Source organism: Aurantibrevibacter litoralis (assembly GCF_034651555.1).
Taxonomy (GTDB): domain Bacteria; phylum Bacteroidota; class Bacteroidia; order Flavobacteriales; family Flavobacteriaceae; genus Aurantibrevibacter; species Aurantibrevibacter litoralis.
Window position 1 is genome coordinate 1 of the sequence record NZ_JAYEEQ010000020.1, and the last position, 23,495, is coordinate 23,495.

At 38.8% G+C, this 23,495-nt stretch carries 27 protein-coding genes; 8 read left to right on the forward strand and 19 right to left on the reverse strand.

Annotated elements, in window-relative coordinates; translation table 11 throughout:
* The 5 genes from U1E44_RS13990 to U1E44_RS14010 all read right to left on the reverse strand — a co-directional run.
* On the reverse strand, window positions 1–218 hold a 218-nt coding region (locus tag U1E44_RS13990; protein WP_322931725.1), incomplete at its 3' end, for a transposase.
* A complete protein-coding gene (locus U1E44_RS13995; protein ID WP_322931726.1) occupies window positions 199–1,266 on the reverse strand; it encodes a tetratricopeptide repeat protein in 1,068 nt (355 codons plus the stop codon). The genes U1E44_RS13995 and U1E44_RS13990, both read right to left, overlap by 20 nt.
* Window positions 1,267–1,419: 153 nt before the next feature.
* Entirely contained in the window at window positions 1,420–1,680 is a 261-nt protein-coding gene (gene rpmA, locus U1E44_RS14000; RefSeq protein ID WP_322931727.1) for a 50S ribosomal protein L27, read from the reverse strand.
* A gap of 22 nt (window positions 1,681–1,702) precedes the next feature.
* A complete protein-coding gene (gene rplU, locus U1E44_RS14005) occupies window positions 1,703–2,227 on the reverse strand; it encodes a 50S ribosomal protein L21 (RefSeq protein ID WP_322931728.1) in 525 nt (174 codons plus the stop codon).
* A 99-nt stretch (window positions 2,228–2,326) separates the two neighbouring features.
* Window positions 2,327–2,791: a hypothetical protein gene (locus U1E44_RS14010; RefSeq protein ID WP_322931729.1), complete on the reverse strand. Its 465-nt coding sequence runs from the start codon at window positions 2,789–2,791 to the stop codon at window positions 2,327–2,329.
* A gap of 320 nt (window positions 2,792–3,111) precedes the next feature.
* On the opposite strand from U1E44_RS14010, the gene U1E44_RS14015 reads away from it, so the two are divergent.
* Window positions 3,112–3,537 (forward strand): hypothetical protein, encoded by a 426-nt coding sequence (locus U1E44_RS14015; RefSeq protein ID WP_322931730.1) that lies wholly within the window; start codon window positions 3,112–3,114, stop codon window positions 3,535–3,537.
* Between the two features lie 2 nt (window positions 3,538–3,539).
* On the opposite strand, the gene gldD is transcribed toward U1E44_RS14015, so the two are convergent.
* From gldD to mutY, 4 genes are read right to left on the reverse strand one after another with little or no spacing between them, the layout of a single operon-like run.
* Window positions 3,540–4,097 carry a gliding motility lipoprotein GldD gene (gldD, locus tag U1E44_RS14020; RefSeq protein WP_322931731.1) on the reverse strand — a complete coding sequence of 186 codons (558 nt, stop codon included), beginning with the start codon at window positions 4,095–4,097 and terminating at the stop codon, window positions 3,540–3,542.
* A complete protein-coding gene (locus U1E44_RS14025; RefSeq protein ID WP_322931732.1) occupies window positions 4,087–5,415 on the reverse strand; it encodes a gliding motility-associated protein GldE in 1,329 nt (442 codons plus the stop codon). Before U1E44_RS14025 ends, gldD begins: the two co-directional genes overlap by 11 nt.
* 18 nt (window positions 5,416–5,433) lie before the next feature.
* Window positions 5,434–5,904 carry a single-stranded DNA-binding protein gene (locus tag U1E44_RS14030; protein WP_322931733.1) on the reverse strand — a complete coding sequence of 157 codons (471 nt, stop codon included), beginning with the start codon at window positions 5,902–5,904 and terminating at the stop codon, window positions 5,434–5,436.
* 24 nt (window positions 5,905–5,928) lie between these two features.
* Complete coding sequence (gene mutY, locus U1E44_RS14035) at window positions 5,929–6,978, reverse strand: A/G-specific adenine glycosylase (protein WP_416242063.1); 1,050 nt, start codon at window positions 6,976–6,978, stop codon at window positions 5,929–5,931.
* Window positions 6,979–7,104: 126 nt separating this feature from the next.
* On the opposite strand from mutY, the gene U1E44_RS14040 reads away from it, so the two are divergent.
* Complete coding sequence (locus tag U1E44_RS14040) at window positions 7,105–7,395, forward strand: HU family DNA-binding protein (protein ID WP_322931735.1); 291 nt, start codon at window positions 7,105–7,107, stop codon at window positions 7,393–7,395.
* 257 nt (window positions 7,396–7,652) lie between these two features.
* Window positions 7,653–9,200 (forward strand): ribonuclease E/G, encoded by a 1,548-nt coding sequence (locus tag U1E44_RS14045; RefSeq protein WP_322931736.1) that lies wholly within the window; start codon window positions 7,653–7,655, stop codon window positions 9,198–9,200.
* A 55-nt stretch (window positions 9,201–9,255) separates the two neighbouring features.
* On the opposite strand, the gene U1E44_RS14050 is transcribed toward U1E44_RS14045, so the two are convergent.
* Window positions 9,256–10,203 carry a 3-keto-disaccharide hydrolase gene (locus U1E44_RS14050; RefSeq protein ID WP_322931737.1) on the reverse strand — a complete coding sequence of 316 codons (948 nt, stop codon included), beginning with the start codon at window positions 10,201–10,203 and terminating at the stop codon, window positions 9,256–9,258.
* Window positions 10,204–10,398: 195 nt separating this feature from the next.
* Here U1E44_RS14050 and U1E44_RS14055 point away from each other — a divergent pair, with 195 nt between their 5' ends.
* Complete coding sequence (locus tag U1E44_RS14055) at window positions 10,399–10,887, forward strand: regulatory protein RecX (RefSeq protein WP_322931738.1); 489 nt, start codon at window positions 10,399–10,401, stop codon at window positions 10,885–10,887.
* Here U1E44_RS14055 and U1E44_RS14060 read toward each other — a convergent pair.
* The 4 genes from U1E44_RS14060 to bioA form a co-directional block, all read right to left on the reverse strand.
* Window positions 10,884–11,744, reverse strand: coding sequence for a cupin-like domain-containing protein (locus tag U1E44_RS14060; RefSeq protein WP_322931739.1), 861 nt, complete (start codon window positions 11,742–11,744; stop codon window positions 10,884–10,886). The genes U1E44_RS14055 and U1E44_RS14060 overlap by 4 nt on opposite strands.
* A gap of 135 nt (window positions 11,745–11,879) precedes the next feature.
* Window positions 11,880–12,968 (reverse strand): biotin synthase BioB, encoded by a 1,089-nt coding sequence (gene bioB, locus U1E44_RS14065; protein WP_322931740.1) that lies wholly within the window; start codon window positions 12,966–12,968, stop codon window positions 11,880–11,882.
* Window positions 12,969–13,067: 99 nt separating this feature from the next.
* Window positions 13,068–14,225 carry a beta-ketoacyl synthase N-terminal-like domain-containing protein gene (locus U1E44_RS14070; RefSeq protein WP_322931741.1) on the reverse strand — a complete coding sequence of 386 codons (1,158 nt, stop codon included), beginning with the start codon at window positions 14,223–14,225 and terminating at the stop codon, window positions 13,068–13,070.
* A gap of 25 nt (window positions 14,226–14,250) precedes the next feature.
* On the reverse strand, window positions 14,251–15,519 hold the full coding sequence (bioA, locus tag U1E44_RS14075; RefSeq protein ID WP_322931742.1) for an adenosylmethionine--8-amino-7-oxononanoate transaminase: 1,269 nt from the start codon (window positions 15,517–15,519) through the stop codon (window positions 14,251–14,253).
* An 86-nt stretch (window positions 15,520–15,605) separates the two neighbouring features.
* Between bioA and U1E44_RS14080 the strand changes: the two genes are divergently transcribed.
* Window positions 15,606–17,093 carry an ArnT family glycosyltransferase gene (locus U1E44_RS14080; RefSeq protein WP_322931743.1) on the forward strand — a complete coding sequence of 496 codons (1,488 nt, stop codon included), beginning with the start codon at window positions 15,606–15,608 and terminating at the stop codon, window positions 17,091–17,093.
* On the opposite strand, the gene bioD is transcribed toward U1E44_RS14080, so the two are convergent.
* The 3 genes from bioD to U1E44_RS14095 all read right to left on the reverse strand — a co-directional run bounded on the left by bioD (window position 17,082) and on the right by U1E44_RS14095 (window position 19,516).
* The gene (gene bioD, locus U1E44_RS14085) at window positions 17,082–17,699 is read right to left on the reverse strand and encodes a dethiobiotin synthase (RefSeq protein WP_322931744.1); all 618 of its coding nucleotides are present in this window, start codon (window positions 17,697–17,699) and stop codon (window positions 17,082–17,084) included. The genes U1E44_RS14080 and bioD overlap by 12 nt on opposite strands.
* A gap of 45 nt (window positions 17,700–17,744) precedes the next feature.
* Window positions 17,745–18,134: a putative signal transducing protein gene (locus U1E44_RS14090; RefSeq protein WP_322931745.1), complete on the reverse strand. Its 390-nt coding sequence runs from the start codon at window positions 18,132–18,134 to the stop codon at window positions 17,745–17,747.
* A gap of 182 nt (window positions 18,135–18,316) precedes the next feature.
* Window positions 18,317–19,516 (reverse strand): aminotransferase class I/II-fold pyridoxal phosphate-dependent enzyme, encoded by a 1,200-nt coding sequence (locus tag U1E44_RS14095; RefSeq protein ID WP_322931746.1) that lies wholly within the window; start codon window positions 19,514–19,516, stop codon window positions 18,317–18,319.
* Between the two features lie 148 nt (window positions 19,517–19,664).
* Between U1E44_RS14095 and U1E44_RS14100 the strand changes: the two genes are divergently transcribed.
* The 3 genes from U1E44_RS14100 (at window position 19,665) to U1E44_RS14105 (ending at window position 21,017) form a co-directional block, all read left to right on the forward strand.
* On the forward strand, window positions 19,665–20,201 hold the full coding sequence (locus tag U1E44_RS14100) for a GNAT family N-acetyltransferase (protein WP_322931747.1): 537 nt from the start codon (window positions 19,665–19,667) through the stop codon (window positions 20,199–20,201).
* A 196-nt stretch (window positions 20,202–20,397) separates the two neighbouring features.
* Window positions 20,398–20,802, forward strand: coding sequence for a DUF2975 domain-containing protein (locus tag U1E44_RS16860; protein WP_416242064.1), 405 nt, complete (start codon window positions 20,398–20,400; stop codon window positions 20,800–20,802).
* Between the two features lie 2 nt (window positions 20,803–20,804).
* Window positions 20,805–21,017 (forward strand): helix-turn-helix domain-containing protein, encoded by a 213-nt coding sequence (locus U1E44_RS14105; RefSeq protein WP_322931748.1) that lies wholly within the window; start codon window positions 20,805–20,807, stop codon window positions 21,015–21,017.
* A 134-nt stretch (window positions 21,018–21,151) separates the two neighbouring features.
* Here U1E44_RS14105 and U1E44_RS14110 read toward each other — a convergent pair whose 3' ends face one another.
* On the reverse strand, window positions 21,152–21,430 hold the full coding sequence (locus U1E44_RS14110) for a F0F1 ATP synthase subunit delta/epsilon (RefSeq protein ID WP_322931749.1): 279 nt from the start codon (window positions 21,428–21,430) through the stop codon (window positions 21,152–21,154).
* A gap of 82 nt (window positions 21,431–21,512) precedes the next feature.
* Window positions 21,513–23,021 (reverse strand): F0F1 ATP synthase subunit beta, encoded by a 1,509-nt coding sequence (atpD, locus tag U1E44_RS14115; protein WP_322931750.1) that lies wholly within the window; start codon window positions 23,019–23,021, stop codon window positions 21,513–21,515.
* Window positions 23,022–23,495: the final 474 nt, after the last annotated feature.

Sequence of the window (23,495 nt, forward strand, 5' to 3'; positions counted from 1 at the left end):
ACATCAGCATACATTTGCTTGAGCCTAACGTTTTCTACTTCAAGTTCCTTTAAACGTTTTAACTGTTGCTGTTCCATACCCCCATACTTCTTGCGCCAATAATAGATGGTGCTCTTGTCGATTCCCAATTCCCTTGATACTTCAGGAACACTACGCCCCTGTTCGATTTCCTTTAGAGCCTTCACGATCTGGCTCTCACTAAACTTGCTGATTTTCATTGTGACAGTTTGAATTTAAAGTTAATAAATTCGAATTATAAACTGTCCTATTTTTGGGGAAGGCTACACTAGCTGTATTATTCTGTTCTTGTAATAGGGCAATTTGAGCGCCCTTTTTATCGGTATCGTAAATGGCATTGAGTACATTAATCTGTTGGGAATTCTGTTGTGTTAACCAAATTTCATTGTAAAGAATATGCTGTTCCAAAAATGAATAGGCTTTTTCAAAGTCATTTAACAGCACATAAGTTTTAGATAAATCCTTGTATGCACTTTTTAATTGATGCAGATCCCTAAGCTCCTGTGCCACATTCAGGGCATTATTGGTGTAATAAAGTGCAATTTTGTAGTTCCCCATTTTTCTGAATACATCCCCAATATTGTTTAGCACCACTGCTTCTTCTGTATTTCTTTTACCTTTCACAATATTGTGTGCTTTCTCAAAATATTCAAGTGCCTTTGGATAATTTTCCAAATCTTCATAAATACTTCCTATATTCTCATAAGCAAGAGCCCTTCCATTTGGATCGTTTATTTTGGTAAAAATTGCCAGACTTTGTTTTTGAAGCACTAATGCGTCTTTATACTCCCCCGTTTTTTCCAGACAAAATCCCAAAAGGGCTGTCCCTTTCGCTAAACCGGCCTCATATCTAAGTTTTTCAGACGCTTCGATAGCAGAAACTAGATATCTTTTGGCTATTTCGAAATTATTTCGACTCAAATAAACTTCACCGATTTTATTGCTTAATATGGAGAATATTGTGTCTTTATCCCTATTGCAAAAGGCTAGTCCATCAGCGTATTGTTGAATGGCAAGGTTATATATACCAGACTCGAAGTAAAAGGATCCCATTTTAAGGTATTCATGAGCTATTAGAAGATGCCCGCCATTTTTTTTTGCTTCCTCCAGATTTCTTTTATGTTGGTAAAAAAGAGAGTCTTCCGTTTGGAAATTCTCGACTTCATGAGAATTTTGGGAAAATAATGATGCGTTTAAAAGCAGTAGAATTAGCCACGAATAGCGACGCACATGTATACACAAAAACATAGGATCAAAATACAATTTTCCACCAGTTGTACAGTTCCAAACACTATTGTATTTATATTAAATTTAAGTTAAGCCAAGTTCTGTTAATGAAATAAAAAACCCTCGAAACCATAATTTCTATGATCCCGAGGATTCCTTTTTAACGTATTCAATCTATGCCTCGAAAGGATCAACGGAAACAAAAGATTTTCCGTCTGCTTTCTTCTGAAACCTAACAATACCATCTACTCTAGCATGAAGTGTATGGTCTTTGGCTACGTACACATTGTTGCCTGCATTGTGCTTTGTGCCTCGTTGTCTTACGATGATATTACCGGCTGTAGCTGCCTGACCTCCGAAAATCTTAACGCCTAAACGTTTCGATTCTGATTCTCTTCCGTTCTTGGAACTACCTACACCTTTCTTATGTGCCATGATATTTTATTTAAAAACGTTACTATTTACTAAGCGCTTCAATCAATTCCGCCTTTTTCAACGCAGATATCCCTTCAATTCCTTTGGCTTTGGCCAATTCCTTCAATTCGGCAACGGTTTTGCTGCTTAAATCTTCAGAAACCTCTACCTTGACTTTTGCAACAGGTTCTACGGCCTTTGGAGTTGCTTTTTCTGCAGGTTCTACGACCTTGGCCTTACCTGTCTTTTTGCCGCCTGAGGCACTAATATTTGCAATCACCAATTCGGTTAAATACTGACGGTGGCCATTTTTCTTTTTATATCCTTTTCTTCTTTTCTTTTTGAAGACAATTACCTTATCTCCTTTAAGATGTTTTACGACTTTTGCCTGAACAGTGGCTCCGTCTATAGCTGGGGCGCCTAGCGTAATGTTGCTTCCGTCTTCTAACAATAGTACGTTATCAAAAGTAACGGTACTACCTTCTTCGTCTTTCAAACGGTGAACATACACTTTTTGGTCTTTTGCAACTTTAAATTGCTGCCCTGCTATCTCTACAATTGCGTACATAGCTTGTGTATTAATTATGATTTATAAGAACTAGCCCAGTTTTCTTGAGCGGGTGCAAATATACGCCTAAATCCGTAATGTGCAAGGCTATTTTTTAAATTACTGATTTTTCTTTTTAGGGTTTCTTGAGCCTTTAAACAATTGCATAAATGACAAGGAAAGCACTAGGGTAGTGGCAAAGCCCATAATAGCAACTGTAAAAAATAAAATGCCTTCGGATATATTATGATCCTGAAACCAAGCTTTAGACAATGCGTCTAGAAATTCTGTATTAATTTCTGTGGCGTAGAACGCAAAGAAAAAAGTAAAAATTATAGTAGATAAAACCCCGGTTACCACACCGGCTGTAAACCCTTTTCCATAATTAAAAGACACCGTATCCTTTAACTTAAAATATTTTATGGATTCGTAAATTCCAAATCCAGTAATGACCCCATTAAAAAGGCTAAAGAAGATATTAGTGTGTAAATTAAAGAGTGACAAAATTAAAAAATAAGCAATCAACGAACCACTAGTGGCTATTCCGAATCGGATAGGTAACGCATAAAGGGCAAATTGTTTCATAAAGTTAAAATTTTTTGGTTAGTCTCTAAAATTTTAAGAATCTTACGGTTTTGTGTGTATCTTATTTATATCCGTTAAGAACCACAAACCAAGATGACTGCAAGACCGAATTCGCACCATCTTTGGTATTGGCTTCATGCCTAAATTACTGATTTTAGATCACAATCCATAAGACATACAATTATTTATTTATGCGCACGATGTTTCAACTCAGAATTCTTGATTCAATTACGCATTCTATTAGGGCAAAAATGCGCTTTATGTGATATCTTTGACACTAGAATGAAAAGTGCCTCTATTACGAATTAAAAATGAGAAAAATGAGAAAATCCGTCTATTTATTACTTTTAACTTTAGTAGTTGCCTTGGGTTCTTGTAAGGACGCAAAAAAGGAAGATTTGCCTCCATCTAAGATGAAACAGGTTATGATGATACACGATGAGGTGATGCCAAAAATGACTACGCTGGGGAAACTAGTAGCCGAGCTCAATACCGTAGCGGACAGTACTGAAGCTGGATTGAAATATGATGAAGCCAAAAAAGACTTGCAAACCGCACATAAATCGATGATGGATTGGATGCAAAATTTTGGCAATCGTTTTACCTCCGATGAAATTATGAATGGGGCACCGCTTACCGAACAAAAGCAGCAATGGTTGGCCGAAGAAGAAGAGCATATAAGAAAGGTTCAACAGCAATTTGATACTAGCATCGAAAACGCCAAAAAGATTTTGGGTAAAGAATAGGGCTATTTAGTCCACTGTAGGGTTTCCATAATGCTACGTATGTCGTTTTGCAGGTAGGCTGCTACGGGCAATATGGAATCGTAATTGGGTTTGGCATAAAAGTAAAGTGATCCGGTAACAAAGTGCGATGTACTGTCTGTAACATAAAATTGCGATTGAGATGCAGCATCGCCCTTAACTTCGTAATACATACCGTATACCTTCTGCTCCGGATTTATAAAAGGTTGTTCTACAATATTATCGGCCTTAATAACGTGTTCGTAGGAAAATTTTTGAGCATCGGAAAGCAGCCCATTTAGGTTTCCATCGACAACTTTATAATTTATAAAAATAGATCCCTTTAAGCTGGGATAATCTAAGGTTAAAGACGTATTTCCCTTTTTATTTACTTTAGCAAGGGTGTTGTAATTGAAACTAAAATACGCTGTTTGTAAGGAATTGGTTTCGGCCTCAGGGTATTCCAGACGCAACATTGCCTTTGGTTTAGGAAGTATATTTTCCTTGCAACCCTGCAAAAAAAGGAATAATACCACGAATAAGGTTGTGTATTTATTTTTCATTGGGCAGGCTTATCTTTATTTGTTTTAACCGTTTATTATCGTGACTTTCAACTACAAAAGTATAGCCATTGAAGGGTATTTTAACCCCCTTCTTAGGAAAATTTCCCGATATTTCTAATACAAATCCAGCAATGGTTTCGGACTCTCCTTTATGATCTTCAAAAAGTTCCTCATTTTCAATCTTAGTTACCTTATAAAAATCGCGAAGGGTTGTTTTTCCATCAAACACATAATTAAAATCATCTAATTTAGAGAAAATGAGATCCTCATCATCAAACTCATCACTAATATCGCCTACAATTTCCTCAATAATATCTTCCAAAGTAACGATACCGGAAGTGCCGCCATACTCATCTACGACAACAGCCAAATGGTTTTTCTTTTCTTGAAATTCCATGAGCAAATCATCTAATTTTTTATTTTCCGGCACAAAATAGGGCTCCCGTATAAGTGTAATCCAGTTAAATGTCTTTCGATCTATATAGGGCAGTAAATCTTTTACGTAAAGAATGCCAATGACCTTATCTATGTGATCTGAAAATACGGGAATTCTAGAATACCCTTGTTTTTGTATATCCTCCAAGACTTCTAAAAACTTCATTTGCGCATTAATGGCAAAAATATCAATTCTAGGGCGCATTACCTGTTTGGTGTCTGTGTTGCCAAAAGACACAATGCCCTGTAATATTTTTTGCTCCTCTTTGGTCGTGTCTCTGTCTGAGGTAAGTTCTAAGGCATGCGACAAGTGATCTACGCTGATATTCGTTTTTTGTTTGCCCAACTTGGCATATAAATAGAGGGTGCCTTGCCGCATGGGAAGGCTAAGAGGTGAAAAAAGTATATCGAGGACTTTTAGAGGATACGCCATAAACAGGGAGAAATTAATTCTATTTCTATTGGCATAAACTTTGGGTAATATTTCACCAAACATTAGAATTAAAAAAGTGGCAACCACTACTTCCAGTAAAAACCGAACAGACACCAACCCAAACAGCACCATATTAAGTTTGGCAAACAAGGTGTTCCCTAGCGCACTAAAAAGAAGAACAATACCGATGTTTACGGCATTATTTGCAATGAGTATGGTGGCCAACAGCTTTTTAGGCCGTTCCAGCAGTTTAACCACTATAGCACCTTTTGAAGTTTTTTCTTCCGAAATTTCATTTACATCAGTGGAAGAAAGTCCAAAAAAAGCTACTTCGGCACCGGAAATAAGGGCAGAACAACACAAAAGCACAACAAGAATTACCATTTTCAGTACAAAATCACTATCCAAAAAGGAAACACTAAATAATGCACTAAAAGGGTCTAGATCCAAGAATGATACTATTAAAAGTTAGTAGGGCAAATTAGCTTCATTATCAGAACCTTCGCCCGGAGCGTTCCTTTGGTGCTCAGCATTGGGGTGGCTCTGTGAGGGGTTGTGCTGTTCTTTGCGAGCTGTATCGGCGTTCCGTCCAAGGTCGTCGCCTTTGGTAGAAAGAAAGGTAAACTCATTCACATGTACCTCAGTAGTATATTTCGTGGTGCCGTCCTCGGCCTGCCACTGCCTGTTTTTCAACTTTCCTTCTACATAAATTTTATCACCTTTGCTCAAGTATTTTTCACAAATTTCCGCGGCCTTATTGCGCAAAACAATGTTGTGCCAATCTGTATTGGTCACTTTTTCTCCTGTTTGCTTATTGGTGTACGTTTCATTGGTGGCGAGCGGAAAACGCCCTATGCAATTTCCTCCTTCAAAATAATGTGTTTTTACATCATCGCCTAAATGCCCAATGAGCATCACTTTATTTAATGTACCTGTCATATGTGTAGTCTTAGATCAAAAGTACTAAATTTTAAATGTATTTATAAATTCTGCAATTAAAACCGGAACCGGATATCGTTCTATTTCCGAAAACAAAAGACTTTCCGGAAAATCTTCCTTTAGCGATACAATCCAAAAGTGCACAACTAAATGTTGGTGCGATAATTTGTGTAGTATGGGTGTTGTATTATAAACATAAATATCCTGAACTGTAGCGTGCGAGACTACCGTATCTATTTCTTTCCAGATAAACTTCTCATTTACGCTGTTCTCGGTTTCCAATAACGGAAATTCGTATAAATTTTCCCAAATACCTTTGCCCTTTCGCTGCTTTAGTTTGGTACGAGGTTTTCCTTCTTTATCGTAAGCCAAAGGCACAATATAGTTAAAAAAACGCTTTCTAATGTTGTTCCTGTTTAATTTTACCGGAAGGTGTCCTATGGTCTTTTTTTCTAATGCATTGCACTCATTGGCTAATGGACAAACGGCACAATTAGGATTCTTGGGTTGGCATTGTAAGGCGCCAAATTCCATAATTCCCTGATTGTAGTCTCTTACATTTTTGGTGTCCATGACCTTTCGGGCCAAGGTCTTAAAATAAGAAATGCCCTCCGAGCTATTAATAGGTGTAGCGATGCCAAAATAGCGCGCTAGCACCCTGTATACGTTACCATCTACCACCGGTTCGGGTGCTGCAAAACAAATAGAAGCAATAGCGCTTGCAGTATAATCGCCAATACCTTTAAGTCTTATAAGTTCTTGATATGTTTCGGGAAACGAGCCATTGTACTGCGTTACCACTGTTTTAGCCGCGGCATGTAGGTTACGTGCGCGAGAATAATACCCCAAGCCTTGCCATAATTTTAATACCTCTTCTTCCTGTGCTTCGGCCAAATGGACTACCGTGGGGAACCGTGTTACAAACTTTTGGTAGTACGGAATTCCCTGCGCCACCCTTGTTTGTTGAAGAATGATCTCGGAAAGCCAAATATGATACGGATTCTGGCTGCTTCGCCATGGCAGCGCACGCTTATTTAGGGCGTACCAATGAAGGATTTTTTCTGAAAAAGTCATCAACTTTAAAGCTAAAAGCAAAAGTAACGGTTTATATACTTAAAATTAAGTCCATTAGGCTAAAAGAATGAATTAAATTTATATATTTGCAACCCTAAAAAACATACACAAAATCTATAATTCAAAATGACAAAAGCGGAAATTGTTACTAGAATCTCAGAAAAACTGGGAATTGAGAAAGGAGACGTGCAAGCCACAGTTGAATCTTTTATGGAGGAAGTAAAATCTTCTTTGGAAAGTGGAGACAATGTATATTTGCGCGGTTTTGGAAGTTTTATTATTAAAACAAGAGCGGAAAAAACAGGTAGAAACATATCCAAAAATACCACGCTTAAAATACCGGCACACAATATTCCAGCTTTTAAACCAGCAAAGGTGTTCGTTGAGGGAGTTAAGAGCAATGTACACGTGAAATAAAGTATTAATATTTAAAACTTAGTTTATGCCGAGTGGTAAAAAAAGAAAAAGACATAAGGTAGCGACCCATAAGCGTAAAAAGCGCCGGAGAGCAAACCGCCACAAGAAAAAGTAGTTATTTTAACTACTTTTTCGTTTTAAATGTTCATTGACATAGGAATTTCCAAATTGAATTTTGCAGGTATTTACTACCTGTATAGTACCAATGTTTAATCCATTCGTTCCTAAATAGCGGAGCGGACAAAAAATAAAATCAGGTGAATAGAGAATTAATCATAAGATCTAATTCCGATACCATAGATTTTGCTTTACTAAAGGATGGAAAACTAATAGAATTACATAAAGAAGAAGAGAGCAACAACTTTGCGGTAGGCGATATTTTTATCGCTAAAGTGCGCAAACCGGTTACCGGTCTAAATGCGGCTTTTGTAAACGTAGGTTATGAAAAAGATGCTTTTTTGCACTATCATGACTTAGGGCCTCAATTATCTACCATGTTAAAATTCATTAAACAAGTTAGCACCGGAAGGCTCAAAGAGTATTCCTTAAGCGACTTTCCGTCCGAACCAGATATTGATAAGGATGGTAGCATTAACGATGTTATCAAAGCCAATCAATCTTTATTAGTACAAATTGTTAAGGAACCCATTTCAACCAAAGGCCCAAGAATAAGCTCTGAGCTATCCATTGCCGGACGCTATTTGGTTATGGTCCCTTTTTCTGATCGCGTCTCGGTTTCACAGAAAATTGAGAGCAACGAAGAAAAAGACAGGCTTAAAAGACTTGTAAAGAGTATAAAGCCAAAAGGATTTGGTGTCATCATCCGAACAGTTGCAGAAGGCAAAAAAGTAGCGGAACTAGACAAAGATCTACAAAATTTACTGACCAAATGGTCCGTAATGTGTAAAAAATTGCAAAAAGCACCACATCCGTCAAAAGTTTTGGTAGAACTCAACCGTGCTTCTTCCATTTTAAGAGACGTGTTCAACGATAGCTTTACAGGCGTTTATGTTGATGATGAAACGCTTTATGCCCAAGTAAAAGATTATGTGCAAGAAATTGCTCCCGAAAAAGAGGCTATTGTTAAGTTGTATTCTTCGCCCGTACCTATATTTGAAAAATTTGGTATTGAACGGCAAATAAAAACATCCTTTGGGCGAACCGCCACAATGAGTAAAGGCGCCTACTTAATTATAGAACATACCGAAGCGCTCCACGTTATCGACGTAAACAGCGGTAATCGTTCTAATAAGGCCAAGAATCAAGAAGATACAGCTTTAGAAGTAAATCTTTTGGCGGCTTCCGAAATCGCAAGACAATTGCGATTGCGTGATATGGGGGGGATTATTGTGGTCGATTTTATTGATATGACCAAAGGGGAGCATCGAAGAAAACTTTTTGATCACCTTCGGGACGAGATGAAAGAAGACCGGGCAAAACACAAAATATTACCGCCTAGTAAGTTCGGACTTATACAAATAACAAGACAGCGGGTACGTCCCGAAATGAATATTAAAACCAGTGAAGAGAATCCCGATGCCCCCGGGCAGGAAGTGGAAGCACCAATTGGTTTAATTGATAGGATTAACGTAGATCTCGAAAGGCTGTTAAAAGGTCCGGCTGCCCATAATGGCATTGTACTTAATACACATCCATTTATTGCGGCATACCTCACAAAAGGGTTTCCATCTATACGTTCTAAATGGTTTTTAGAACACAAGAAGTGGATAAAAATACAACCCCGAGATGCCTACACCTATCTCGAATTTCGTTTTAAAGACAAGGACGGAAAAAAAATATATTAATAAAAAAAGCGGCTTCGATTATCGGAGCCGCTTTTTTTATTGAAGCTATCTGCAATTATAGTTTAGCCATTGGCGTAACCTCTATTTTCCGAAACTCCACCGGGCCATGATCTCCTTGAATCATAAAAGGGCCTGGCGTTTCTTCTTTACTGTCCAAAGCGCCTCCGGTTATACCGGGAATTATTTGGTCATTGATGATCGTTTTGCCGTTGGCTACAAGGGTAAGTCTTCTTCCAATGAGGGTAATATCAAAAGTTTGCCATTCCCTGGGACTTTTTGCTACTTGTTCATTTGGCGTTAGAAAGCCGTAGACCCCACCGAACAATACGTCCGAAGGCTCTTGCCCTTTACTGTCCATGATTTGCACCTCATACCGCCCACGAAGATAGATGCCGCTATTACTGCCCTCCGGAATACGAAATTCTACATTCAATTTAAAATCGGTAAAGGTGGCATCCGAAACTAAATTAGCTCCGGATTTCGGACTTTTTAAAATTCCTTCTTCTACGATCCATTGATTTTCCGCTCCCATGGCGTGCCAACCGTTTAAATTTTTACCATTAAAAAGGGCTTGGGTAGCCCCCCAAACAGGTGTATTGGTATAGGCCAATTGTGGTGCCCGTACCCCAGTCCACGAATATGTTTTTCTGTCTGTATACACCATAGTGCCTGTTAGTGTTTCTCCTTGTAGTTGCCCTTCAAATTCCATGTAACGCTCACCAGGCTCCCATTGTGGCGGAATAGCAAAGCTAAATTTTCCGTCTTTTACTTTTACTTCTGCAATAGGTCTGGCGCTTCCAAACGCATACACAAAACGCCCCACTAAGGTATGATTTCCGGAATGACGAATTTCCAACCAAGAAGGCAATTCTTTGCCCTCTTGCGCAATCACCAAATCCCATCGGCCTTCTAAGGGGTTTGTATCTTGCGCCATAACAGGGAGAGAAAGTAGCAGGCCATAAAGAATGGTGAAGCTTAAAAATAAAGATGATCTAATGTTCATTTTTAAATGTTTATAAAAGTTAGGTTATAGCCCTCCAAGATACCAAATATTGTAGACTTGTCCTAACTCAAAACGTGTCCTATTAGGAGTAAAATGCCCCATTAAATTTAACGTAATTTTGCATTGTCATTTGGGTTTGCCATAGCGAAGCAAATGGCTCTTAAAGAATTAAAAAATTACGTACATTCGATAGTAATGAAGTACATCGTGACCAAACCTTATACATCGTATACGCTCACTGAGGCTATAAAAAAATTAGAAGGGTATTGCGCCTATCAGGATCGTTGCCATAAAGAGGTGGCTACAAAATTAAAGGAAATGCGGATGATTCCTGAAGCTATAGACCAAATTATGACACATCTTATACAACATAACTTTCTTAGTGAAGAGCGTTTTGCTCGAAGTTATGCTCGTGGAAAATTTAATATAAAAAAGTGGGGGAAATTAAAGATTACCCGTGAATTAGAACTACGAGAGATATCAAAATTCAATATACAAATTGCCCTTAGAGAGATCGATGATGGTGCTTATATAGCCACATTGGACGCACTCGCTCGAAAGAAATTAGCTTCGCTGTCTGAAAGCGACCCCCAAAAAAAAAGAAAAAAATTAATAGATTATTTAATGTATAGGGGGTGGGAAAGCCACTTAATTTATGACAAAATTCGCGAATTAATCCCCTAATAACCATTTCGTTTTCTCGTTCTACGAATAGCTTCTTCGTTTTTCCAATCGATCCATTTTTGCCCTTGTAGCTTACGCATCAGATTATCCATGTGCCGCATAAAGAAAAAATTATACAGTGCTCGTGCAAAGTTTTTTGGATTACGAGCTACTGCGCGTAAACTCATAGAAAATCCGGGGGTAAGGTATTTCATATAGTGCCAATAGCCCTCGGGCATATATAATACTTCACCGTGTTTTAAACAGGTTTTAAACCCTTCAGCTTTTTTTAGGGCAGGCCATGTGGTATAATCGGGATTCGAAAAATCGATGCTTTCATGTGTAATTAGGGAATGAGGCACTTTGTATAGATACGGATTCTGAGATTGTGGAAAGAGAATAATTTCCTTTTTACCTTGAAAATGAAAGTGAAAGATATTAGCTAAATCCAGGTCGTAATGCATAAAAGTATAGGAATCTGATCCGCCAAAAAAAAGCATGGGTAGCCCTTTCATAAGCCGCAGACCAAAATCCGGATAACAAAAATCCTTTTGCAGTTCGGGTACTTGTTTCAATATATTCCAAAGAAAAATACGGTAGCGGGTAGGTTCCTTTTTTAACAGATCGATGTATTCTGTCATTTTCATTTGAGCGTGCGGCTCGTTGAAGCCGTCTTTATGACTTACTGGCCTGTCGTCGTAAAGAGGCACTATTTTGTCTCCGGCTACGTGTTGCATATAGTCCAAATTCCATTTGGTAAAAGCAGGCCAATCCTCTATAAACCTTTCAATGACCACTGGTTTTTGAGGTTTCAAATAGTCCTTTATAAAGGCCTCTTTGCTTAGGGTTTTTACCCTCGGAATCTCCTGTAGCTTCAATATGTATCAGGTTGTTATCTGTTTTTTATGAATATGCCTAAATTCCATAAAAAATCTAGTATACATGCATTTAAATATAGCGCTCCCGCCAAAAAAGGGTCTTTTCGCGTAGCGCGCAAGACTCCCTACCGTTATTTATCTTCTAGACTTATCATTGGCCATTTCATTGCGTTCTATGCTATGGCTTGGACGACTCCATTTTGGTTTTTCGCCTAATGCATTATGGGCAGTGTCTTTGGCTTCTACCGTTTCAGGTTGCGCCATTTTTACGAAGGGTTTTTGCGGTACTAGTCCCAAAAGCTTAAACATGGCCATATCCTCATTAACATCCGGATTAGGCGTTGTCAGTAATTTATCTCCGGCAAAAATGGAATTCGCTCCGGCAAAAAAGCACAGTGCTTGGCCTTCTCTAGTCATTTCGTTTCTTCCAGCCGATAGGCGTACCTGTGTTTGCGGCATTACGATACGAGTTGTTGCCACCATACGAATCATGTCCCAAATAGCGATGGGTTCCATGGCTTCCATGGGGGTTCCTTTTACCGCTACCAAAGCGTTAATGGGAACCGACTCGGGTTGTGGGTTTAGGGTCGCTAGGGCAACCAGCATTCCGGCACGGTCTTCCAAATCTTCTCCCATTCCTATAATCCCGCCACTGCAAACCGTTACATTGCTCTTACGCACATTGGCAATGGTATCTAGGCGATCCTGAAAGGCACGGGTAGAAATAACATCTTTATAGTAATCTTCTGAAGTATCTAAGTTATGATTATACGCATAAAGTCCGGCCTCCGCCAAACGCAGTGCCTGATTTTCTGTGATCATACCTAGTGTGCAGCAGACTTCCATATCTAATTTGTTGATGGTTCGGACCATTTCCAGCACTTGGTCAAACTCGGGGCCATCTTTAACATTCCGCCATGCCGCACCCATACAAACTCTAGAACTTCCCGAGGATTTTGCTCGTAATGCTTGCGCCTTTACCTGAGAAACAGACATTAAATCGTTGCCTTCTATATTTGTATGGTACCGTGCTGCTTGCGGGCAATATCCGCAATCTTCTGGACAGCCCCCTGTTTTAATAGAAATTAAGGTGGACACCTGCACCGTATTAGGTTCATGATGAGTACGATGTACGGAGGCCGCTTCATAGAGTAAATCCATTAAAGGCTTGTTGTAAATATCAAGTATTTCGGCTTTAGTCCAATTATGTCTCAGGTTGCTCATAAAGCTGTTGTATTACAAATCAAAAATAACCTATTTAAAAATCAAATCCCAAAAAAAGAACTGTTCCATTTGTTCTATGACCTCTGTTACTGGATCCTTTTATCTTTTAGACACCAATATACTTACTGCATTTCCACCGAAACCCACTGCATTAACCATAATTTTTCGCAATTTCAAGGGCGCTTTCTTATAGTTTATATACGGCACTTTAATAAATTTTTGGTGTTGTAACATCAATACGGCCATTTGTAAGCTAAACATCCCGGAAGCACCAAAAGTATGCCCAATTTTCCATTTGTTATTGGTTAGTGCCGGGAGCTGTTTTTGAAATACCCTTTCTATAGCGAACCGTTCTGCAATGTCGCCTTTTAGAGTGCCCGGGGCATGCATAACCACAGCATCGACTTCATCTGCCGAAGTATGCGCTAACGCCATTTGCATGGAACGTTGAAAACACACGGCATCGGTTGAAATAGAAATATTGTGTTCCAATGGTTCCGTAGCATACCCAATACCCTCAATAACTGCTAATGCATTATGTGTAATACCCTTCTCCAAAGTACAGACCGATGCGCCTTCTCCGAGTGCCATAGAATTTCTTTTTTTGTCAAAATCCATAGCGCGACAGGGATAGTGGTCACTGCCATCGGCATATATCTTTAGTGCCTTCATTTGGGCAATCGTAAAAACCGTTAGTGGCGCTTCACTACCACCTACCAAAAACGTATCGGCCATACCGCTACCAATCCACGCTATACCGTTTAGAACTGCATGCAGCCCGGTGGAGCAGGTAATAGAATGTGAAATTTCCGGTCCCAAAGTGCCCAAATCATGCGCAACCCAAGAGGAGATATTCCCTAAGGTTGTGGTTGGTGATGCAAGTGTTGATGTTTTCTTATCTCGGATAAATTCCTCATGGTACTTTTCAAAAAGCGTTGTTGCACCTCTAGAAGAACCGATGTTAATGCCAAAATTACGGTTGCCTATCCAACCCGCATCCGCAATGGCCTTTCTGGCTACATATAAAGCATAAAGGACACTTGGATCTAGATTTTTATATTTGGCATCTGATGTTTTTAGTTGCCCTATTTCGGCTCTTGCATGCGCCGATAAAGGTGCTATCCATGCTTCATTTTCTTGAAAAAAATCCCGCTGAAAAAAATGGTCATCATGCTGATAACCACGCCAAATTTCATCGGTAGAAATGCCTATGGGGGAGATGGAAGAGAACGCTGTTATAGAAATGGGTGACAACATAGAACGTATAGGGTAGCTTTAAAAATTACACCAAATCCAGAGCAGATTGTATGGCGGAATATATTTTTTTCATTTGTTTTTTAGAAATCGTATACGGAGCCAAAATATAGATGGTGTTACCCAAAGGACGCAAAAAAACACCGTGATTCATAAAATGGTGAAACAGTTTGTTCCGTAAATCTCCGTAGCGTTCCATGGCCACGGCCAAGTCCAAGGCATATATGATGCCTGTTTGTCTTGTATGTGCTACTTTGGGATGTGTTCTAATTTCGACATCGAACTTCTGATGCCATTTTTGGATACGCTGTATTTTTTTTTGAATTTTGTTCGATTTAAGTAATGCAATACCTGCCAATGCAGCGGCACAAGCAATAGGATTTGCCGTATAGGTGTGCCCATGAAATAGACCTTTTGCTAAATCGTCGCTGTAAAATGCATCGAAAACATCTTGTGTACAAGTTGTAATAGCCATAGGAACCATCCCTGCCGTTAATGCTTTAGAAAGGCACATCATATCGGGTTTGATAGGGATATAGTCCGAGGCGAAAAATTGCCCAGTTTTGCCAAATCCGGTCATAACTTCATCTGCAATGGTCAAAACCTTATGGGAAGATACAAGTTCAAGTATCGGGGCAAGGTGTTCTGCATTGTACATTTGCATGGCCGCCGCACCCTGCACCAAGGGTTCGTATATAAAAGCCGCTATATCGTTTTTTTGAAGTCTTTGTGTTAAAAAATTTAAGGTGGCGTCCAAGTTCGCTGAGGTTGGTATAGGAATGCGTTCTACCGCCAAACTAAAATCTGTAAAAGACCCGTTATATACAGAGAGGCCCGAAACGGACATGGCACCGAATGTATCCCCATGAAAACCATTTTCGAATGCCAGAAAAACCGATCGTTTATCACCTCGGTTATCATGGTACTGTAATGCCATTTTTAAGGCGATATCCACCGCCGTAGAACCATTATCCGAAAAAAATAATTTATTTTGATTGTGCGGTAGCATTTTTATGAGTGCTTCCGATAATGCTACGGCGGGTTGGTGTGTAAAACCGCTAAATACCACCTGATCTAAAATCTGCAGTTGCTCTTGTACTTTTTCAACTATTTTTTCATTACAATGACCGTACATGCACGTGTACCAAGAGGCAATACCATCTATATATTCTTTACCCGCCTCATCGGTCAAAACACATCCTTTTGCCGTGGTAATGGCCAACATATCCGGATAAAGTTTGTGTTGTGTAAGGGGATGCCAAAGATGCTGTTTATCTCTTTTGGAAATATTTTTCAACCTTCATCGTTTTAAAGTTATAGAAACCTTTTATATTGTTTTTTAATTTACCTTGCAAAGATCAATAAATTATCCTTTAAGGACTAATGCTGACAAAAATTGCTCATTACCTTACGCCAAATTACGCTAATCTTAGCCTATGGCGGGTTTTTTGGATTCTTTTCTGGGTTACTCTTTTTATTCGTTTTCCTTTTTTTTTCAGAGACTACATCGATAGGGATGAAAGTACTTTTATCCTCATGGGTCAATCGTGGGTAGATGGGTATTTACCGTATACCCAATTATGGGATTTAAAACCACCTATTGTATTTCTCTTTTTTGCGATCATCATTTCAATTTTTGGAAAAAGTTTTATCGCCATTCGTTTTTTTGGCTGTCTTTTAGTCGTTATTAGTGCCCTTTTCACTTTTAAAATAGCCGCTACCATCAGCACCAAGAAAGTTGCTTTTTGGGCTGCTCTCGGTTGTGCCCTTTTACAAAGTATGTTTGGGAGCGTACAAGGTGTAATGTCCGAACATATCAGTATGGCTTTTTTTATGCCTGCCCTATATCTTATTTTAAAGAAGAATTCTGTTTTTTGGGTTTTTACGGCAGGGGTACTCATGGGACTTGCGGTCATGACCAAACTAAACTTAGCGTATGCCGTACTTTTAGTGGGTCTATTTATACTCTATGTAGCTTTTACAAAAAATTATATTTCTAAAGGGCTAGGGCTTGCCACAGCGTATGCGTTTGGCATCCTTCTTGTCATTTTTTGTACTTTTTTGCCCTATTACGATAAAGGCATCTCTTTGGTATGGTGGCATTCTGTAGTACGTGCGTCATTGGAATACGCAGATACGACATGGGCGTCTACCCTAAAAATGACCCCCTTTTTTTTATTTATTGCTCTTTTTTTTCTTTGGGTTTGGAAGAAAAAATACATCAACCTTAAAAATATACACCAACAGATTTTAATGATCGCTTTTTTGGGAATTCTTTTTTCCTTTGTTAAGGCAGGTCATATCAATGGTCATTACCTCATTCAACTATACCCTATCTTAATCATCTTTTTTGCGCTATCTGTGAGTAGCATTCCTTTTCCGGCTACATGGAACTATAAACCCTATGTACTGCTTTTAGTATTGTTGCCCGTGGAGGCTTACAATGAATACTACACTATTACAGAAAATAAAGAAGAAGAAGGCTCCTATTACAACGGCGAGGGGTTTGAGGTTCCGGAGTATATTGCAAAAAATAACCTAAGCGCAAATAATATACTATTTCTCGATTTTCATATCGGCTACTGGGTAATGGGTAGAAAACCGCCTACACTATCTTCTACGCACCCGAGCAATCTTTGCAGAGACGAATTATTTCCTTTTTACCAGAACCCAAGAACATCGTCCTTAGAAGAGATACAATTTGTACTGCGAGAACTTAAGCCCGAACTTATCGTTACCCGAAAAAATAGACGGCTGTTTGAAAAACATTATACAGCGGAAAATACATATATGGCAAACTATCTTGCTACAGAATACGACACCATACAGACTATAGATAATGCCCTTATATACAAACGTTTAAAGAAGTAGAAGGTCTTTTTGCCAAAGTGTTGCGTACTTTTTAACAGTGCTTTTATTAAAATCGGGTTCGTGTTCCAAACGTCCTAGAAAAGTAGCCCCGGTCTTTTTTAAAATAACACGTTCGGTGTCTTTATTTTCCGATCCATTAAAGATGATAGCGACTTCATATCCCCTTTGCTGAAGCCATAATACCGTAAGCAGTGTATGATTGATGCTTCCCAAATAATGTTGCGAAACTACGACTACTTTATAATTGGGCATTATAAGATCCAAAATCGTATCCGAATCGGTAAGGGGCACTAAAATACCTCCTGCACCTTCAATTATAAGGTGATTTTCCGTAGCGGGCTCTTCTATACGGTTAATGTCTATTGTAATATTTTCCAATGCTGCAGCTGCATGGGGACTTAGCGCATTTTTTAACTGGTACTTGCTGGGATGAATTACTGTTTTAGAATTGGATATGAGACTAGTTACCCGATCACTATCTGTGTATTCTAAGTCGCCTGCCTGCACGGGTTTCCAATAATCGGCTTCCAGTGCCTCTGCGAGTATGGCGCAAACCATAGTTTTTCCAACATTCGTAGAAATTCCTGTTACAAATATATGTTGCATATGTTCGCTATTCAAGTTCATTAATGTTCCCAATAAGGTATTATGCTATACATGTAGTGGGTTTGTAATCATGTTACAATTTAGGCATTTATATTTTCTTTTTTCGAAAAACGGAAACAGTTTATAAAAAACTCCCCGGCGGGCATAATATGATTCTGACCTAGCTGCTTTGCAGTTGGGGCAGATAATCGGATGGCCATGAGCATCTACGGCATAATTTCTTAGGGTATTATAAATGCGTAATGCTTGTTCGGCATCTTCCTCATAGACCATTACTTTTACCCCGCCAATGGCGTTGCTAATCAAGGGATCTGCGTTCACGATGTTTTCATCCTTTAGAAAAACAGCAATCCCTTCAGACGTTAGCTTTCCTTTTAAAATTTCAACATCTGCTACATACTCGAAGGCGCCGAGCACAAAAAATTTTTCCTTCATTGGTTTTCAATCTAAAGATTCCCCGACCCTTGGGTAGGGGTTTCCTATTTACCTCTCCTTTGGAGAGGTCGGAACTGCCTTTTTGCAGTTCCGGGTGAGGTAAAATACAAAATTTCGGATTTTGGCTCAAAGGCCAAAATGAAACTGGCGAAACCCGTGCTGAGCGCAGTAGAAGTATACCCCTATGGCTTGCCTCGGGGATAGTCAGTTTCAAGAAATTTTTTATTTAATGTACCTAGTAATTCCAGTGCCAATTCTATTTCTTCTTTAGAATTATAACTGTGCAAACAGAATCTTAATCGTTCTTGACCTAACGGAACTGTTGGTGCTAAAATTGGTTTTATATTAAATCCATTTTCTTGTAATTGTGAGGCAACTTTTTTTGCCTTTTCATTGCCTGAAATAATACAGCAATGTATGGCCGAATCGCTCGGGATAAAGGAATCCTGTAATCCCAATTTTAACATCCGCGCTTTGAATATTGAAATATTTTTATAAAGTTGCGCGCGGTCGTCTTCTCCTTGTTCTATAGCATATTCATAAGCCGAAATTACGGACGCAATGGTGTGTGGCGTAAGTGCAGTGGTATAAATAAGGCTTCGCGCAAAATTCACTAAATAGGTTTTAAGCATGGTACTTCCTACAATGGCCGCTCCATGGCAACCCATAGCTTTTCCAAACGTAATTATGCGCGCAAATACCTGAGTATGCAGTTCTAAATCCTGTAAAAGCCCTGTTCCCTTTGGTCCAAAAACACCAATGGCGTGTGCTTCATCTACCACAAGTCTATAGTTATTTGAGGTACAAAACTGAGCCAGCGCCCTTACGTTGGGTGTGTCTCCATCCATAGAAAAAACAGATTCCGTAACAATATATATTTCCGTCTCCGGTGGTGCCGACTGCTGCTGCAGCACTCTGGAAATGACCTGTGTAAGATCTTCCAAATCATTATGGGCAAACTTATAGCCCTTGGCCATACCGGCGTCAATCCCATCGCGAATACTAGCGTGTATATATTCGTCGAAAAAAACGAGATCACCCCGCTGGGGCACGACTGTAAAAAAACCTAGGTTCGCATCGTACCCGGAGTTAAAAACGAGGGCGCTTTCTGTTTGATACGTGCGCGCAAGAATATCTTCTAATACCTTGTATAGAGAATGGTTGCCGGTTAATAAACGCGACCCGGTAGCTCCATTCTGAAAATCGCCTTGATTTAAAAGGAGTTGAAACGTGTGGGCATAAATGGTTTGATTTTTTGCAAAACCGAGATAGTCATTGGAAGAAAAATCGATTAAATTATTTCTTTGTGGAAGTAGCCTTAAGGCATTTTCCCGCTCACGTTTGGTAAGCTTTTCAGCTAGTTTTATTGGAAAATCTGACATAGAACAAATGTAGCACTTCGCGATTTATGTAGTATATTCGGAATTATAATTCTATGTGAAATTTTGATAAAACACCAAAGCAATACTGTGAAAATTCAGAAATAGTGAGGTCGTTCGCAAAAAGTATGATGCTATAACCCCAATGTAAATGATGATGATTACTCGAGTAACCAACGAGGATGAATTAAAGCAAATTCTGGCGTTGCAACAAAAAAACCTTTTAACCGGAATACCCTTGGCCGAAAAAGAAAAGGAAGGCTTTGTTACAGTGGCGCATACCTTAGCTTTGCTGGAGCAGATGAACAAGGTATGTGCGCACATCATCGCCAAGGATCAAGACAAGGTGGTTGGGTATGCCCTTTGTATGCATGTTCAATTTGCGGAGGAGATAGAAATTTTACAACCTATGTTCCGAGAAATTGAAACGGTACTTCCAAAAAATGAAATGTATTTGGTGATGGGGCAAATCTGTATCGAAAAAGCATATCGCAAAATGGGAATTTTTAGAAAATTATATGAAACCATGGCCAATGCAGTAAAGTTGGAGTATCGCCATATTATTACTGAAGTAGATGCCCAAAATGAACGTTCCTTACAAGCGCATTATGCCGTGGGATTTAAAGATTTGAAAAAGTATACTTCGGGAGGACAAGATTGGAAATTGATTGGTTTGGAAGCTAAATAAAATTTTTATTATTGTTTTTTGATAATTTAATTATATTTGTTATTGTTAAACAATAATTATTTAAGTTATGAACACTAATTTTCTTTACTTCAAAACATTTGGTTCAAAGTCTTTATCAACCATACTTTTTTATCTCTTTAGGACTTTATCCCTACTAACCCTATCAACTGTAATTTATGTCATCTTTTCCATTTTGATGGGTAAGTTTCAAATTGAAAGTGGCAGGTATTATATACGTATTCCATTCACAAATTCTTCCATACATGGTGATTATCAATTTAATGTAATTTTGACAGTTTTAATCGTCTTATTTTTTGGAGCAATTTTTTTTTATATCCTCTCAAACATTTTCAAAGCATTAGGAGCCAGGATAATATTTAATAAAAAGTCGATTACCAATCTTCATTTTTTTACAATTTTAAATCTAGTCGTAGCTCCAATAGTCTATCTTCTTATTCATTTTCCTATAATGGAAAAAACAGATTATAAAGACATTCACAATCTTATTTTGCATTTGATTTTTGGAGTAATTGCTCTTTTTTTGACACAAATTTTCAAAAATGGATATAAAATACAAATGGAAAACGACCTAACAATTTAGTCATGGGTATCGTCGTAAACTTAGAGTTTATTTTATCAGAAAAAAAAATTAAGAGTAAGGAGCTTGCTGAAATAATCGGAATTACAGAGGCAAATCTTTCTATACTTAAATCAGGTAAGGCAAAAGCGATTCGCTTTTCTACCTTGGAGGCCATTTGTGTAGCATTAAACTGTCAACCTGCTGATATATTAGAATATAAGGAAGATCCTTTATGATTCTCCTTTTTAATTATTATTTTAGTTCAAAGTGGACTGTAACTTATGGAAACTTTTTTGTCAAAATGACAATAAAATTGTATCAAATACTGTATTTGCGGACAAGCCAATGTATTTCAGTTTTCTATTATTAATTAGTCTGCCAGAATAATCACTTTATTATCTTTCATTTCAAGAGTGCCACTCGATATCGCAAGCACGGTCTTCCCTAAGTTATCTTTGGTAAACTTCTTTTCATTTGCTTCAGAGAGAGCAACATTCCCTTCTATTTTAACTTTACCTTGTTGAAGTAAAGAAACTATAGGGGCGTGGTTATTCAATACTTGGAATTCGCCATCTACCCCGGGGACAGATACCGATACAACATCTCCTGCAAATAAAGTGGCTTCCGGTGATACAATTTCTAGATACATTTTTTTTAGTTGTTGGTTGTTGGTTGATCGTTGATGGTATTTTCTAGTTACTGAAAACTAACAACTGTCAACCGTCAACTATTTATGCTTCCGCTAACATTTTTTCTCCGGCTTCAATAGCTTCCTCAATAGTTCCTTTTAGGTTAAAGGCAGATTCCGGAAGGTGATCCAATTCCCCATCCATAATCATATTGAATCCTTTTATGGTTTCTTTAATATCTACCAAAACCCCGGGAATTCCTGTAAACTGTTCTGCCACATGAAAAGGCTGCGACAAGAAACGTTGTACCCGTCTTGCCCGACCTACGGCCAATTTATCTTCTTCAGAAAGTTCTTCCATTCCCAAAATAGCAATAATATCTTGTAGTTCTTTGTAGCGTTGCAACAATTCCTTTACCCGCTGTGCACATGCATAGTGCTCTTTGCCTAAAATTTCAGCGGTCAAAATCCTAGAAGTGGAGTCTAAGGGATCTACCGCAGGATAAATACCTAACTCTGCTATTTTCCGAGATAATACCGTTGTAGCATCTAAGTGGGCGAAGGTAGTAGCCGGTGCCGGATCCGTTAAGTCATCGGCAGGAACATAAACCGCCTGCACAGAGGTAATAGAACCTCTTTTGGTAGAGGTAATGCGTTCCTGCATGGCACCCATTTCGGTAGCCAATGTAGGTTGATATCCCACTGCTGAAGGCATACGACCCAATAAGGCCGATACCTCGGAACCTGCTTGTGTAAACCGGAAAATATTATCTACAAAAAACAATACATCTTTTCCTTGACCTTCCCCGGCACCATCACGAAAATACTCCGCTATGGTTAGTCCGGAAAGTGCTACTCGGGCACGTGCTCCTGGAGGCTCGTTCATTTGTCCAAAAACGAAGGTGGCTTTAGACTCTTTCATGGCTTTTTTGTCCACTTTAGTCAAGTCCCAACCGCCTTCTTCCATGGAATGCAAAAAGGCTTCTCCGTATTTTATAATGCCAGACTCTAACATCTCTCTCAGCAAATCGTTTCCTTCTCTAGTGCGCTCTCCTACACCGGCAAAAACCGAAAGTCCACCATGGCCTTTAGCAATATTATTAATGAGTTCCTGAATTAATACCGTTTTGCCTACCCCAGCACCGCCGAACAATCCAATTTTTCCTCCTTTGGCATAAGGCTCAATTAAATCGATTACCTTAATCCCGGTAAACAACACCTCCGTAGAGGTTGATAAATCCTCAAACTTAGGTGCCTCGCGGTGAATAGGAAGCCCATCCTTACCGGCTTTTGGCAAGTTTCCTATACCATCGATAGCATCCCCTATCACGTTAAATAAACGTCCGTACACATCCGCACCAATTGGCATTTGTATGGCACTACCTGTAGCGTTTACAGAAACACCTCTGCTTAAACCATCGGTAGAGTCCATAGATATGGTACGTACGGTATTTTCACCAACATGAGATTGCACCTCCAAAACTAAGATGGAACCATCCTTCTTAAGGATTTCTAAAGAATCGTATATTTTGGGAAGATCCGAACCCGATTCGAATTCTACATCAACAACGGGACCGATAATTTGAGAAACTTTACCTGTATTTTTTGACATTGCTAAGTGTTTAATATTTAATGCAATAAGCTGTTATGGTACAGTAATTAACCGTATAAAATATACTCATTTTTTGCGGTGCAAATATAATCTTTTATAGCTAAAACCAACGGTTGAACTGCGTTTTTTTGATAAAAAAATAGGGTTGGGGGTTGCCGCATAAAATCGCACGCTTCGTGCGCTTCAAAAAGAAGTGTATCCCCGTATCTGAAAGGCTTAAAAATACGTGCTTCCGAAAAATAGGCAAAGAACTAGGATATTCTTTTTATAGGATGGAAAAGGCGCTTTTGATATGTCTATTTTTTAAACTCTTTTGGTAAAAGAGAAACATCAGTACACATCCCGATTTTTATGGAAAACACCTATCTTTCTTACTGTATCTACCTGCTGAATTTATTAAAGTATGGCATCGTTATTTCGTGGAGTTAAACGGAATAATAGCGATACCTTTACAACTGATACGAAATGAAGAAA